Annotated in this window: 12 protein-coding genes and 2 pseudogenes; 7 read left to right on the forward strand and 7 right to left on the reverse strand. The window is 68.7% G+C overall.

Going from position 1 to position 12,999, the window contains the following annotated elements:
* Positions 1-26: 26 nt before the first annotated feature.
* Both dapF and lptM read right to left on the reverse strand, forming a co-directional pair.
* Positions 27-839: a diaminopimelate epimerase gene (gene dapF, locus FRZ33_RS02010; protein WP_227978019.1), complete on the reverse strand. Its 813-nt coding sequence runs from the start codon at positions 837-839 to the stop codon at positions 27-29.
* A gap of 28 nt (positions 840-867) precedes the next feature.
* Positions 868-1,059, reverse strand: coding sequence for an LPS translocon maturation chaperone LptM (gene lptM / locus FRZ33_RS02015; protein ID WP_146907297.1), 192 nt, complete (start codon positions 1,057-1,059; stop codon positions 868-870).
* 45 nt (positions 1,060-1,104) lie between these two features.
* Between lptM and FRZ33_RS02020 the strand changes: the two genes are divergently transcribed.
* Positions 1,105-1,761, forward strand: a complete 657-nt coding sequence (locus FRZ33_RS02020; RefSeq protein ID WP_146907299.1) for a hypothetical protein — start codon at positions 1,105-1,107, stop codon at positions 1,759-1,761.
* A 53-nt stretch (positions 1,762-1,814) separates the two neighbouring features.
* Here the strand turns inward: FRZ33_RS02020 and FRZ33_RS02025 are convergent.
* Positions 1,815-4,012 (reverse strand): annotated as a pseudogene (locus tag FRZ33_RS02025) (S9 family peptidase).
* A gap of 125 nt (positions 4,013-4,137) precedes the next feature.
* Positions 4,138-4,596 (reverse strand): GNAT family N-acetyltransferase, encoded by a 459-nt coding sequence (locus FRZ33_RS02030; RefSeq protein ID WP_146907301.1) that lies wholly within the window; start codon positions 4,594-4,596, stop codon positions 4,138-4,140.
* 66 nt (positions 4,597-4,662) lie between these two features.
* On the opposite strand from FRZ33_RS02030, the pseudogene FRZ33_RS02035 reads away from it, so the two are divergent.
* Positions 4,663-6,161: pseudogene (locus FRZ33_RS02035) on the forward strand (RimK family protein).
* Between the two features lie 27 nt (positions 6,162-6,188).
* Here FRZ33_RS02035 and FRZ33_RS02040 read toward each other — a convergent pair.
* The 3 genes from FRZ33_RS02040 to FRZ33_RS02050 form a co-directional block, all read right to left on the reverse strand.
* Positions 6,189-6,545, reverse strand: a complete 357-nt coding sequence (locus tag FRZ33_RS02040; RefSeq protein WP_146907303.1) for a hypothetical protein — start codon at positions 6,543-6,545, stop codon at positions 6,189-6,191.
* 134 nt (positions 6,546-6,679) lie between these two features.
* Complete coding sequence (locus FRZ33_RS02045) at positions 6,680-7,531, reverse strand: patatin-like phospholipase family protein (protein WP_146907305.1); 852 nt, start codon at positions 7,529-7,531, stop codon at positions 6,680-6,682.
* Between the two features lie 41 nt (positions 7,532-7,572).
* On the reverse strand, positions 7,573-8,541 hold the full coding sequence (locus FRZ33_RS02050) for a helix-turn-helix transcriptional regulator (RefSeq protein ID WP_146907307.1): 969 nt from the start codon (positions 8,539-8,541) through the stop codon (positions 7,573-7,575).
* Positions 8,542-8,618: 77 nt separating this feature from the next.
* On the opposite strand from FRZ33_RS02050, the gene FRZ33_RS02055 reads away from it, so the two are divergent.
* From FRZ33_RS02055 to FRZ33_RS02070, 5 genes are read left to right on the forward strand one after another with little or no spacing between them, the layout of a single operon-like run.
* A complete protein-coding gene (locus FRZ33_RS02055) occupies positions 8,619-9,239 on the forward strand; it encodes a hypothetical protein (RefSeq protein ID WP_146907309.1) in 621 nt (206 codons plus the stop codon).
* 43 nt (positions 9,240-9,282) lie between these two features.
* Positions 9,283-10,248 (forward strand): molybdopterin-dependent oxidoreductase, encoded by a 966-nt coding sequence (locus FRZ33_RS02060; RefSeq protein ID WP_146907311.1) that lies wholly within the window; start codon positions 9,283-9,285, stop codon positions 10,246-10,248.
* 47 nt (positions 10,249-10,295) lie between these two features.
* Entirely contained in the window at positions 10,296-11,702 is a 1,407-nt protein-coding gene (locus FRZ33_RS02065) for a molybdopterin-binding domain-containing protein (protein ID WP_227978020.1), read from the forward strand.
* A complete protein-coding gene (locus tag FRZ33_RS15765; RefSeq protein ID WP_227978022.1) occupies positions 11,621-12,211 on the forward strand; it encodes a molybdopterin dinucleotide binding domain-containing protein in 591 nt (196 codons plus the stop codon). Before FRZ33_RS02065 ends, FRZ33_RS15765 begins: the two co-directional genes overlap by 82 nt.
* Before the next feature lie 31 nt (positions 12,212-12,242).
* Complete coding sequence (locus FRZ33_RS02070; protein WP_146907313.1) at positions 12,243-12,998, forward strand: 4Fe-4S dicluster domain-containing protein; 756 nt, start codon at positions 12,243-12,245, stop codon at positions 12,996-12,998.
* Position 12,999 lies beyond the last annotated feature (1 nt).

Here is a 12,999-nt window from a genome sequence, read left to right on the forward strand (position 1 = left end):
GCGACGGCGTTCCGGGATGCCCGGCATTATGGCTGGCCCAGCTCGCCTTCGAACACGAAGGCGGCCGGTCCGGCCATGGTGATGCCGGCGTCGTCCGCCGGCCAGGTGATGTCCAGCGTGCCGCCCGGCAGCTCGACCGCCACGCGCCGGCCGACGCGGCCCTGGCGCACCAGCACCGCCACCGCCGCGCAGGCGCCGCTGCCGCAGGCCAGGGTTTCGCCGGCGCCACGTTCATGCACGCGCAGGCGGATGCGGTCGGGCGCCAGCACCTGGGCGAAACCGACGTTCACGCCTTCGGGGAATTCGGGCCGGGCCTGCAGCGCGGGGCCGAGCGTGGCTATCGGTGCGTCCGCGGCCGACGCGACTTCGATCAACGCATGCGGGTTGCCCATCGAGACGGCGCCGAAACGTACTGCTCCGGTCGCCAGCGGCAGTTCGTAAACCGCCGCCTCGGCGGCGGCCTGCAACGGGATGCGTTCGGGGCGGAACTCGGGCCGGCCCATGCCCAAGGCGTAATGGCCTTCCGGCAACACGTCCACGTCGATCGGGCCTGCCGGACTGTCGAGCCGGAACCGCGGCCCGGTCGCCGCGCCGTCGCGCCGCAGCCAGGCCGCCACGCAGCGGGCGCCGTTGCCGCACTGCTGCGCGGCGCTGCCGTCGGTGTTCCAGATACGGTAGCGGGCGACGCTGCCGGGGCCGACCGGGTCCTCGATGGTCAGCAGCTGGTCGAAGCCGACACCGGTGTGGCGGTCACCCAATGCACGCGCCAGCGCCGGCGTGGGCGCCGGTTGGCTTCCGCGCAGATCGATCACGACAAAATCGTTGCCTGCGCCGTGCATCTTGGAAAACGCAGGGGGCGGTCGGCGCTCATGGCGCGGTGGCGGGCTCTGGCGGCGTCTGCGGCTCAACAGCATCCACCGGCTCGCTGGACGGCTCGGATGATTCTTCGTTCGACCCGGCCGGACCGGCCTTGTCGGGCAGCACCAGCGGCCCCTTGGTGCCGCAGGCGGCGACCAGGACCAGGCTCATCAGCAGCAGGGCGTAACGGGCTGTTTTCATGCGGCGAGTATAGTCCGGAGCAGGTTCTTCGCGGACGGAGGCGGCATGACGTTGTCGGTCTGGATCTGGATAAGCGCTGCCGTGCTGGCGCTGCTGGCCATGCTGGCCTGGGGCCGACGCCCTGCCGGCCGCCGCGGCCAGGGGCCGGGCGCGCTGCGGCGCGGCTTCGCGCTGCTGCTGTTGCTGATGGCCCTGGGCCTGACGGGGCTCGGCTGGCTGCTGCGCACCTACGCCTGGCTGCTGGACGACGTGCCGGTGGCCACACTGTCCCTGGTCGAGCAAGCGCCGCAGCGGTATCGCGCCACGCTGGTGCCCACCGGCGGCGTCGGCACCGACTACGTGCTGCTGGGCGATGAATGGCAGCTCGACGCACGCGTGATCCGCTGGACCCTGCCCGCGCAGCTGGGTGGCGTGCCGCCGGTGTACCGGTTCGAACGCCTGTCGGGCCGTTATGGCGACCCGAAGCAGGAGCTGGCGGCACAACGCAGCGTGCACGACCTGCGCCGGCCCTGGGATTTCTGGGATTTCCGCCAACAGTGGCTGGCCGACCTGCCGATCGCCGACGCCCACTGGGGCAGCGCCGCCTACCTGCCGATGCTGGACGGCGCGCGTTACGAGGTCTTCATCAGCCCGCGCGGCGGGCTGGTGGCCAAACCCGCCGATGCGGCGACCGAGGCGCTGCTGGACCAGGCGGGCTGGTGAAATGAAAAGGGCCGGAGCGATGCTCCGGCCCTTGCGTCATTCCCCACGTCCGGTCAGGGCGCGGCGGGCAGGCCCAGGCGCTCGATCACGAAGGCGTATTCCTCGGCGCGCTCGCGGTAGCGCTGGAAGCGGCCGGACTTGCCGCCGTGCCCGGCTTCCATGTTGATGCGGAACAGCAGCGGGTTGGCGTCGGTCTTCTTCGCGCGCAGGCGGGCCACCCACTTGGCGGGCTCGAAGTACTGCACCTGCGAATCCCACAGGCCGGTGGTCACCAGCATGGACGGATAGGCCTTGGCGGCGACCTGGTCGTAGGGCGAATACGACAGCATGTAGTCGTAATAGACCTTGTCCTTGGGATTGCCCCACTCGTCGAATTCGTTGGTGGTCAGCGGGATGGACTCGTCCAGCATGGTCGTCACCACGTCCACGAAGGGCACGTGGGCGACGATGGCCGTGTATTTTTCCGGCGCCAGGTTGGCGACGGCGCCCATCAGCAGTCCACCGGCGCTGCCGCCCATCGCGGCCACGCGGTCCGGTGCGGCCCAGCCTTCCTTCACCAGGAAATCGGTGACGTCGATGAAGTCGGTGAAGGTGTTGGTCTTCTTGAGCAGCTTGCCGTCTTCGTACCAGGACCGGCCCATCTCCTGGCCGCCGCGGATATGGGCGACCGCATAGAGCGCGCCGCGATCCACCAGGCTCAGCACGTTGCCGTTGAAACCCGGGTCGCTGCTGCTGCCGTAGGAACCGTAGGAATACTGGTACAGCGCCGCCTGGCCGTTCTTCTCGAACCCTTTGCGGTACAGCACCGACACCGGCACCTTCGTGCCGTCGCGGGCGGTGGCCCACAGACGCTCGGTGACGTAGTTGGCCTTGTCGAAGCCGCCCAGCACCGGCTGTTCCTTCAGCAGCTTGCGCTCGCCGGTGCGCACGTTCACCTCGTAGGTGCTGGCCGGAGTGGTCAGCGAGGTGTAGGTGTAGCGCAGCCAGTCGGTGTCCGGCTCGGCGTTCACCGACACGCCCATCGAATAGGCGCTCTCGTCGGCCTTCACGAACTCCTGCCGGCCGTCGTCGTGGCGCACGCGCACGCGCTGCAGGCCGCCGGAACGTTCGCTGATGGCCATGAAACCGTCGAACAGGGTCACGCCCGAGATCAGCACGTCGGCCGAATGCGGCACCAGTTCCTGCCAGCGGTTGCGGTCGCCCCAGGGCTGGCCGTCGGCGAAGGTCATGATGCGGAAGTTCTGCGCATTCCAGTTGGTGTTGATCACCCAGCGGCCGTTGAGATGGTCGGCCTCGTATTCGAAGTCGCGCTGGCGCGGCGCCAGCACCTTGAACTCGCCCGGCTTGTCCGCATCGGTGCAGCGCAGTTCCGAAGACACGGTGCTGCTGACGCCGATGCACAGGTAGTCGTCGGACCGGGTGCGGCCGACGCCCATGTAGAAGGTGTCGTCCTTCTCTTCATAGACCAGGCGGTCCTGCGCCACCGGCGCGCCCAGCACGTGGGTCTTCACCCGCTTGGTCAGCAGGGTCTTGGGGTCGTTCTCGACGTAGTAAAGCGTGCGGTTGTCGTCACCCCACATCAGGTTGGCGGACACGCCGGTGATCACGTCGGGCAGGATCTGGCCGGTGCGCAGGTCCTGATGCGGACGGTGTACTGGCGGCGGCCGACATCGTCCTCGGCGAAGGCGGCCAGCTGGCCGTCCGGGCTGATCTCGTAGGTGCCGATCTGGTAGAAGTTCTTGCCTTCGGCCATCACGTTCACGTCGAACAGCACCTGCTCGGGCGCGTCCATCGTGCCCTGGCGGCGGGCATAAATCGGGTATTCCTTGCCGGTCTCGAAACGCGTGTAGTACCAGTAGCCGTCCTCGAGGTAGGGCACGCTGGCGTCGTCCTGCTTGATGCGGCCGACGAGTTCGTCGTACAGGGTCTGTTCCAGCGCCTCGAGCGGCTTGAGCACCGTGTCGGTGTAGGCGTTCTCGGCCGTGAGGTAGGCCAGCATCTCCTCGTTCTTGCGGGTGTCGTCGCGCAGCCAGTAGTACTCGTCGTTGCGCGCGGCGCCGTGCGGGGCGCGCACTTCATATGGCTTCTTCGCGGCGACCGGCGCCGCCGGCAACGCGGCCAGCGCGATCGGCGCGGCCTGGGCCGGGGTTTCGGCGGCAGCCGGAGCCGTGGCGTCGCGTGCCGGCGCACCGGCGCAACCGGCGAGCGCGGTGGCCAGGAAGGCGGCGGTGAACGGAAGATGGCGTTTCATCTCATTTCCCCTTGAACAGCTTCTGCTACAGGAAGGTATAGGCCAGCGCGCCCATGCAGGCCGAGGACGGTGCACAAGCGCCCGAACCTAGCATGCGGTCCGGTGAAGCCGCCGTAGGCACAAAGTCATGGTGCCGCCCAGGCACGGGCGTAGCGCCAGCCGCTGCCGCCGTCCTGGTAGTAGGCCGGCAGCGCCGCCTGGCGCCGGTAGCCGGCGGCTTCGTACAGGGCGACGGCCGCGGCATTGTCCTGGCGCACTTCGAAGCGCAGGCCGCGACGGCCCGCGACACGGGCCTGGCGTTCGGCATCGGCCAGCAGGCGCCGGCCCAGGCCGCGGCCACGCGCGGCGGGGTCCACGGCGATCGAATACAGCCGGGCCCAGGCACTGCCGGCGCGCAGCAGGACCAGGTGGTATCCCGCCACCTGCCCGCCGGCAACGGCCACCCGCAGCCGGGCCCGCGGGTTGCCCAGGTGGTGGCGGAACTGCCGGGCCGACAGCCGGTCGCCCGGGAACCGCGCCTCCAGGGCGAGCAGGCCGGGCAGGTCGGTGGCGCGGGCAGTGCGCAGGCGGTATTCCGGGGGCATGGCGGCAGTCTATCCAAGCCGTTGGCGAAGGATCAGACTCGCGGCCATCGCCCCCAGCCCGCCGCCATGAGCCGCCTCGTCATCGTCGTCGAAAAGCCCTCCGACTGGGGCTCGTACTACCCCTCCGACAATGTCGTGGCCGCCGCGGATTACCTGCGCGGCGACGTCGCGGCCGAAAACGAACGCACGCAGGTGATCAACCTGTGCCGCAGCTACAAGTACATGGGCACCGGTTATTACGTGTCGCTGCTGGCCGAGGCGCGCGGGCACAAGGTGATCCCCAGCGTGCGCACCATCAACGACCTGCGCCGACGTTCGCTGTACGGCGTGGACATCGAGGACCTGAACACGCAGCTGGGCAAGTTCCTGCCCGAGGGTTCGCGCGACGCCAGCGACTTCGGGCTGCTGGTGTATTTCGGTCGCACCCACTACGCGCCATTGGAGGACCTGGCCCAGCAGGTGTTCGAAACCTTCCCCTGCCCGGTGCTGCGCATCGAGTTCGAACGCCAGCGTGTATGGCAGATCGCGGCGATCAAGCCAGGCAGCCTGCACACCCTGTCGGATGACCAGGAGACCGCTTTCGCCAACGCGCTCGAAGCCTTCAGCCGCAAGCTCTGGCGCAAGCCGCGGGCGCGGCCCAAGTACCGCTACGACCTGGCCATGCTGCAGGACCCGGCCGAGCTGATGCCGCCCTCGAACCGGAAGGCGCTGAAGCAGTTCATCGAGGCCGGCAAGGAGATCGGCATCGAGGTGGACCCGATCGGCCGGCGCGACTTCGCCCGTCTGGCGGAATACGACGCGCTGTTCATCCGCGAGACCACCGCGATCGACAACCACACCTACCGCTTCGCCCACCGCGCCGAGCGCGAGGACATGGTGGTGATGGACGACCCGGTGTCCATCCTCCGCTGCACCAACAAGATCTACCTGCACGACCGGCTGCGCAGCCGCAAGCTGCCGACGCCACGTACCGAGATCGTGTTCCGCGACGATGCGAAAAACTGGCCGCCCTGCCCGACCTGCTGGGCCTGCCGATCGTGCTCAAGATCCCCGATGGCAGTTTCTCCCGCGGCATCCACAAGGTGGAGACGCCGGAGCAACTGCGTGCGGCCGCCGACCTGCTGTTCCAGCAGACCGCGCTGCTGCTGGCGCAGGAATACCTGTACACCGGGTTCGACTGGCGCATCGGCGTGCTGGACGGCGAGCCGCTGTACGCCTGCCAGTACTTCATGTCGCGCGGGCACTGGCAGATCTACGACCATTCGCCGAAAAACGGCAGCGCCAAGGGTACGGTGCGTTCGGGCGGCTTCAAGACCCTGCCGATCCGCGAGGCACCGTCGGAAGTGGTGCGCCTGGCCACGCGCGCCAGCAACGCCATCGGCAACAGCCTGTACGGCGTGGACCTGAAGCAGGCCAGGGATCGCACGGTGATCATCGAGGTCAACGACAACCCCAGCATCGACGCCGGCGTCGAGGACGCCTACCTGGGAGAGGATCTGTACCGCCGCATCATGGAAGAGTTCCTGCGGCGGCTGGAGCGCAAGCGGCTGGGCGTCCGGGACTGAACGCTGGCCTGATCGCAGCGCGACTGGTCAGAAGCGCGCGCCACTGGCCGGGCGATGTCCCGGCAACGCACGCTCCCGACGCTTCTTCTGGAACAGCGGCTCGGACACCCGCCGAGCGCCGAAGCGCCGGCGGCGGCGTGGCGTGGCGCGGACGAGGCGCGCACGCCACGCCGCCGCCAGGGCATGGCGGTAGAGCGTGACCAGGGCGATGCCGGGCGCCAGCACCAGCCAGAAAGGCATGTTGCCCAGCAGGTAGACCGGCCCGCGCGCGGCGGGCACCAGCAGCATCGCGATCACGCCCAGCGCCAGCCATTGCCAGAGCGTGCGCGCCAGGCGCGGGTCGACGGCGGGGTTGCGGGCATCAACAGGCTGCAGGATCGGCATGGCGGGGTCCTCCGTGGGCGTGGACACAGCCTGGCCGGTGGCCGTCTCATGGACCGAGACGCTGGGATCGATCCCCTTCGCGGGCTCAGAGCCCGGCGTCGTCGAGCGCCTTCTCGGCCGCCTCGCGGCCTTTTTCAACCAGCTCGGAGGCGCGCCAGAACTCGTAGAAGGTGGCGGTTTCGCGCGAGAGCTGGATCAGCAGGTCGGGCGGGTCCTGCGCCAGCTGCACGCGGGCCATGTGCGCCTGCATGGTGTCGAGCGAACGCGACATCAGGTCCATCACGCCGCGGCTTTTTCCGGCTTGGCGTCGTTGCCACGGCCCAGTCCTCCCAGAGGGCGGCCATGCGTTCGCGCAGGCTGCCGGGCTGGTCTTCGTCCAGGGCTTCCGTGCTGTCGTCGATGCCGTGGCCGGCCGCGATTTCCTCGGGCCGGGGCTCCAGCTTCGTGTTCATCCACGACACCGGGCCGTTGACGTCCACCGCGATCACGCGGTCCACCCGCATCTGGCGGGTGGCGGCGATCGGCACCGGGGCCAGCAGGCCGCCGTCCACCAGTTCGCGGCCGTCCAGCAGCTGCGGCGTGAAGATCATCGGGATGGCGATGGAGGCGCGGATGGCGTCGAACAGCTTGCCGCGGTTCAGCCAGACCTCGCGCTGGCTGGCCAGGTCGGTGGCCACCGCGGTGTAGGGAATCGGCAGGTCCTCGATCAAATGGTCGCCGACCAGTTCGCGCAGTGCGCCAATGACCCGTTCGCCGCGGATCAGGCCGGGAAAACCGAAGGCGAAGTCGAGCAGGCGCAGCACGTCGCCGCGTTCCAGGCCGCGCGCCCATTCGCTGTATTCCTCCAGCCGGCCTGCCGCGTAGATGCCGCCGACCAGGGCGCCCATCGAAGCGCCGGCGATGCCGGCGATCTGGTAACCGCGCGCCTCGATCGCCTGCACCACGCCGATATGCGCCAGGCCGCGCGCGCCACCGGCGCCCAGCACCAGCCACCCGCCGGCCGGGCGGGCGACGGGTGCCGGAATCCTCAACGCTCATAGGCGGACAGCGCGAGCTGCAGCAGGGTACGCGCCTGCTGGCGCAGCGACTCGGGTTCGCTGACTTCGGCGTCGGCGCCGTAGCGCAGCACGTCCATCAGCAGTTCCTTGGCGTGGCTGTAGGGCAGCTTCAGCTCGTAGCGGCCATCGGGCAGGAAGCGGCCCTCCTGCTTGGAATGCCAGTGCTCGTCCGCGACCCAGCGCGCGGCCTTGGCCGAAAACACGATCGTGGCCACGCCTTTCGGCGTGCCGGAGAAGATGCCGTAACTCGAGGCCAGGTGCTGGTTGAGTTCGGTGTCTGGCAGGTCGCGTGCGGCGCCCTCCAGCAGTTTCGCGTGCTGGATGCGGTCCACGGAAAAGCTGCGCAGGCCTTCGCGCTCGTGGTCCCAGGCGTCCAGGTACCAGTTGTCCTTGTAATGGGTCAGCCGCTGTGGCGACACCTTGCGGTGGGTACGTTCGTTGGTGGACCGCGCCAGGTAGTCGAACTCGAGCTGCCGGCGCTCCAGCACGGCGCTGGCGACAAGCCTGAACGCGAGTTCGTCGCGCCGGCGCACGCCGCTGGCGATCACGCGCACGCGTTCCACCGGCCAGCGTTTGCCGCCGGCCTGCTGGGCCAGCAGCGACTCGATGCGGCCCTTGAGCGGCGCCAGCGCGCTCGACAGCACGCCCTGGCCGGTGCGGTCGAGCAGCTGGTGCGCGGCCAGCAGGGCGTGCAGTTCGTCGGAATTGAGCCACAGGCCAGGAAGTTCGAAACGTTCCGCCTCTTTTTCGTCGTAGCGGATGCTGCCCTCGCCTTCGCTCTCGACCGGCGCGCCCAACGCGTCGCGCAGGAAGGCGATGTCGCGGTAGAGGGTGGCGCGCGAGCAGGCCAGCTCCTCCATCAGCCCCTTGATAGAGACCGGATAACGCGCGGTCTTCAGGCTGCGGTGCAGGGCGAGGATGCGCTCGTAGCGGTCCATGGAGTGTCCGGAAGGGTCGCGAAGATACGATTAGAATGGCACCCCTCGACCGCGTTCCAACTGCCCGGGAGATCCGCATGACCCGCACGACCGCACGCCTCGCCCTTTTCCTCGCCGCCCTGCTGCTGGCCGGGCCCGCCAGTGCCGACGCCCGCGCCGACCTCAAGGCCGCCTACGAGAAGTTCATCGCCGCCACCAGCTTCCGCGCCACGATGACCGACCTGGAGACCGGCCGGACCGTCAACCAGATCGAGTTCGTGGCCCCGGACCGTTTCGCCATCACCATCGAGGGCGGAATGCGCCAGGTGGTGATCGGCCGGACCATGCACATGAACATCGGCGGCCGCACGATGTCCATGCCGCTGCCCGAGCAGATCAACCCCAGCCAGTACCGCAACCAGAAGGCCCTGGACGACCTCACGCAGGACATCGTCGTCACCCGCCGGCCGGACTCCAGCGAGGCAGGCGAACCGGCCAGCGTCTTCCACTTCGCGTCCACCGCCGACGGCAAACCCACCGAGACCCTGACCTGGGTGTCCAAGGCCAGCGGCCTGCCGATCCAGATCCAGACCAACGGCGGCGACGGAAGCAAGAACTACCGCTACCAGATCCGCTACCGGGACTTCAACGACCCGTCCATCGTGATCTCGGCGCCGGGCGCGCCCGCCGCTCCGGCGACCCAGCCCAGGGCGCTGTAGGCAGACCTCGCGGGATCGCGCCGCGCCCGGCACAATGCCGGGCATGCGCGAGCCCGATCTCGACCTGCAGGCCCCGGTAGGCGACGAGGTCAAGCAGACCACCTGTTACATGTGCGCCTGCCGGTGCGGCATCAACGTGCACCTGCGCGAGGGTCGCATCCGCTACATCGAGGGCAATCCGGCGCACCCGGTGAACCGCGGCGTGCTCTGCGCCAAGGGTTCGGCCGGCATCATGCAGCACTATTCGCCGGCGCGGCTGGACAAGCCGCTGCTGCGGGTGGGTGAACGCGGCGAAGGCAAATTCCGCGAGATCGAATGGGACGAGGCGCTGGCGCTGGCCGCCGGCTGGCTGCGCGAGACCCGTGAACGTGATCCCGACCACCTGGCCTTCTTCACCGGCCGCGACCAGTCGCAGGCGCTGACCGGCTGGTGGGCGCAGCAGTACGGCACCATCAACTACGCGGCGCATGGCGGCTTCTGCTCGGTGAACATGGCGGCAGGCGGGCTGTATACGCTCGGCGGCAGCTTCTGGGAGTTCGGCGAGCCGGACTGGGAACACGCGAAGTACCTGATGCTGTGGGGCGTGGCCGAAGACCACGATTCCAACCCGATCAAGCTGGGCCTGGGGCACATGAAGGGCCGCGGCGCCAAGGTCGTGGCGGTGAATCCGGTGCGCAGCGGTTACGGTGCCATCGCCGATGAGTGGATCGGCATCCGGCCGGGCACCGACGGGCTGTTCGCGTTCGCGCTGGCGCATGAACTGCTGAAGGCCGACAAGATCGATCTCGATTACCCGGTGCGCTATACGAATGCGCATTGGCTGGTGGTGCAGGACCCCGGCGGCGCGGATGACGGACTGTTCGCGCGGGATGCCGATGGCCGCGCACTGTGCGGCCTGTCTCCTCCCCCTGCTGGCAGGGGGAGGCCGGGAGGGGTGGAACTTCGGAGCCTTATGGCAAGGACCCACCCCTCCCCAACCCTCCCCTGCAAGCAGGGGAGGGAGTCATAGGACTTGCGGAAAGCGCCGGAATCTCCCCCGCCATCGTCGGCGAGTTCGTGCTGCCCGACGGCCGCCGCGCGGTGCCCGCCTTCCAGCTGATGGCGCAGCGTTACCTCGACCCGCAGTACGCGCCCGAGGCCGTGGCCGAACGCTGCGGCGTGCCTGCCGACACCATCCGCCGCATCGCCCGCGAACTCGCATCCGCCGCGTTCGACGAACCCGTGGTGCTGGACCAGCCCTGGACCGACAGCCACGGCCGCGTGCACGAGAAGATGATCGGCCGCCCGGTCGCCTTCCACGCCATGCGCGGCATCAGCGCGCACAGCAACGGTTTCCACACCTGCCGCGCGCTGCACCTGCTGCAGCTGCTGCTGGGCGCGGTGGATACGCCGGGCAGTTTCCGTTACCAGCCGCCGTTCCCGCGGCCGATCCCGCCGGCGAACCGGCCGGGCAGGACGCGGCTGGCCAACGGCGCGCTCGATGCGCCGCCACTGGGTTTCATCCATGGCCCCGAAGATCTGCTGGTGGACGCGGACGGGCAGCCGCGACGGCTGGACCACGCCTATTCCTGGCGTTACCCCCTGGCCGTGCACGGCATGCTGCACACGGTGATCCGCAACGCCTGGGCGGCGGATCCAAAACCGGTGGACCTGTTGTTCCTGTTCATGGCCAACATGAGCTGGAACTCGGCGATGAACACCGCGCAGACCATGCAGTGGCTGACCGACAAGGGCGCCGACGGCGAATACCGCATCCCGAAGATCATCTATTCGGATGCGTATTCGAGCGAGATGGTGGCGTACGCCGACCTGGTGCTTCCGGACACGACCTACCTCGAACGGTTCGACGCGATTTCGCTGCTGGATCGCCCGATCTCCGATGCCGACCGCGCGGCCGATGCGATCCGCCATCCGGTTCTGGACGCCGGTGCGCAACGTGAAGGGCGCGACGTGCGCGGGTTCCAGAGCGTGCTGCTGGACCTGGGCGCCCGCATCGGCCTGCCGGCGCTGGTGGATGAGGACGGGTCGCCACGTTACGCCGACTACGCCGACTACCTGCGGTCAACCATGAACGCGCGCCCGGTGTCGGCCTGCTGGCCGGTTGGCGCGGCGACGGTTCGCTGCATGGCAAGGGCCCGCCGAATCCGGCCCAGCTCGACCGCTATCGCGAGAACGGCGGTTTCTGGACCGCGGAAGTCCCGGCGTCCGCGCGTTATTTCAAGATGGCCAACCACGATTACCTGCACTGGTCGCAGGGCATGGGCTTCATCGCCAAGGCTGAGCCGGTGGTGCTGCAACTGTATTCGGAGACACTGCAGAAGTTCCGGCTCGCGGCGTTGGGACACGGACCCGTGCAGCCGCCGGATGCCGAACGCGAGCGTGTGGCCGCCTATTTCGACCCGCTGCCGATCTGGTACGAACCCTTCGAGGGCGCGCAGCTGGAAAGCACGCGTTTCCCGCTGAGCGCGGTGACCCAGCGCCCGCCCTTCATGTACCACGCCTGGGGCTCCCAGAACGCGTGGCTGCGGCAGATCACCGCGCGCAACTTCCTGTACCTGCATCCAGACACCGCCGCGCGGCACGGCCTGGCGGACGACGACTGGGTGCACGTGGATTCGCACCACGGACGCATCACCGTGCAATGCCGGCTGGCCGGCAACGTGCAGCCGGACACGGTGTGGACCTGGAACGCGATCGGAAAACGCCGCGGCGCCTGGAAACTTTCCGCCGACGCGCCCGAGAGTGCGAAGGGTTTCCTGCTCAATCATCTGATTTCCGACGTGCTGCCCAGGAACGACTACGCCAATGCCGACCCGGTCACCGGCCAGGCGGCGTGGTTCGACCTGCGCGTGGCGATCCACAAGGCCGAGGCAGGCGAAGTCTCGCTGCCGCAGTTCGCGCCGCTGGATGCAAACCCCGCGCCGGATTCCCCGCTGCGTTACGGCGCACAATTCCGCAAGACCGGCCGATGAACATCACCCCGATCGTCGGCCAAGGAAACCCATGACCACCCTGCCGCCGCCATCGAAGAAGAAACTCGGCCTGGTGATCGACCTCGACACCTGCGTCGGCTGCCATGCCTGCGCCGTGTCGTGCAAGGAATGGAACGCGGGCGGCGTCGCCGGCCCGCTGACCGACGAGAACGCCTACGGCAAGGATCCGTTCGGCGTCTGGTTCAACCGCGTGCACTCGTACGAAGTCGCGGCCACGGACGCCCAGCCCGCGACCACCCTGCACTTCCCGCGCAGCTGCCTGCACTGCGAAACGCCCGCCTGCGTCACCGTCTGCCCGACCGGCGCCAGCTACAAACGTGCCGAGGACGGCATCGTGCTGGTGGACGAGGACAAGTGCATCGGCTGCAAGCTCTGCAGTTGGGCCTGCCCCTACGGCGCGCGCGAATACAGCGCGGTCGAAGGCGTGATGAAGAAGTGCACGCTGTGCGTGGACCGCATCTACAACGAATCGATTCCCGAGGAATCGCGGCAGCCGGCCTGCGTGCAGGCCTGCCCGACCAAGGCGCGCCATTTCGGCGACCTGGGCGATCCGGATTCAAAAGTGTCGCAGCTGGTGGCGCAACGCGGTGGCGTGGCGCTGATGCCCGAGCTGGGTTATGCGCCGGTGAACCGTTACCTGCCGCAGCGTCCGCGCCGTGCCGGCGAAACTTCGACGCCCAAGGCATCGGCCGCTCCCGACGAAAAACTCGACACCACCCAACTCAACCCGCTGCTGCGCTGGCTCGACCGCGCCCTGAGCCGCTGAC

It is taken from the genome of Arenimonas daejeonensis, from assembly GCF_007993735.1.
GTDB classification, from domain to species: domain Bacteria; phylum Pseudomonadota; class Gammaproteobacteria; order Xanthomonadales; family Xanthomonadaceae; genus Arenimonas; species Arenimonas daejeonensis.

Bases quoted from the DNA above. Each gene is read 5' to 3' on its own strand.
- dapF (WP_227978019.1), bottom strand. From the start codon at position 839: ATGCACGGCGCAGGCAACGATTTTGTCGTGATCGATCTGCGCGGAAGC.
- lptM (WP_146907297.1), bottom strand. From the start codon at position 1,059: ATGAAAACAGCCCGTTACGCCCTGCTGCTGATGAGCCTGGTCCTGGTC.
- FRZ33_RS02020 (WP_146907299.1), top strand. From the start codon at position 1,105: ATGACGTTGTCGGTCTGGATCTGGATAAGCGCTGCCGTGCTGGCGCTG.
- FRZ33_RS02030 (WP_146907301.1), bottom strand. From the start codon at position 4,596: ATGCCCCCGGAATACCGCCTGCGCACTGCCCGCGCCACCGACCTGCCC.
- FRZ33_RS02040 (WP_146907303.1), bottom strand. From the start codon at position 6,545: ATGCCGATCCTGCAGCCTGTTGATGCCCGCAACCCCGCCGTCGACCCG.
- FRZ33_RS02050 (WP_146907307.1), bottom strand. From the start codon at position 8,541: ATGGACCGCTACGAGCGCATCCTCGCCCTGCACCGCAGCCTGAAGACC.
- FRZ33_RS02055 (WP_146907309.1), top strand. From the start codon at position 8,619: ATGACCCGCACGACCGCACGCCTCGCCCTTTTCCTCGCCGCCCTGCTG.
- FRZ33_RS02060 (WP_146907311.1), top strand. From the start codon at position 9,283: ATGCGCGAGCCCGATCTCGACCTGCAGGCCCCGGTAGGCGACGAGGTC.
- FRZ33_RS02070 (WP_146907313.1), top strand. From the start codon at position 12,243: ATGACCACCCTGCCGCCGCCATCGAAGAAGAAACTCGGCCTGGTGATC.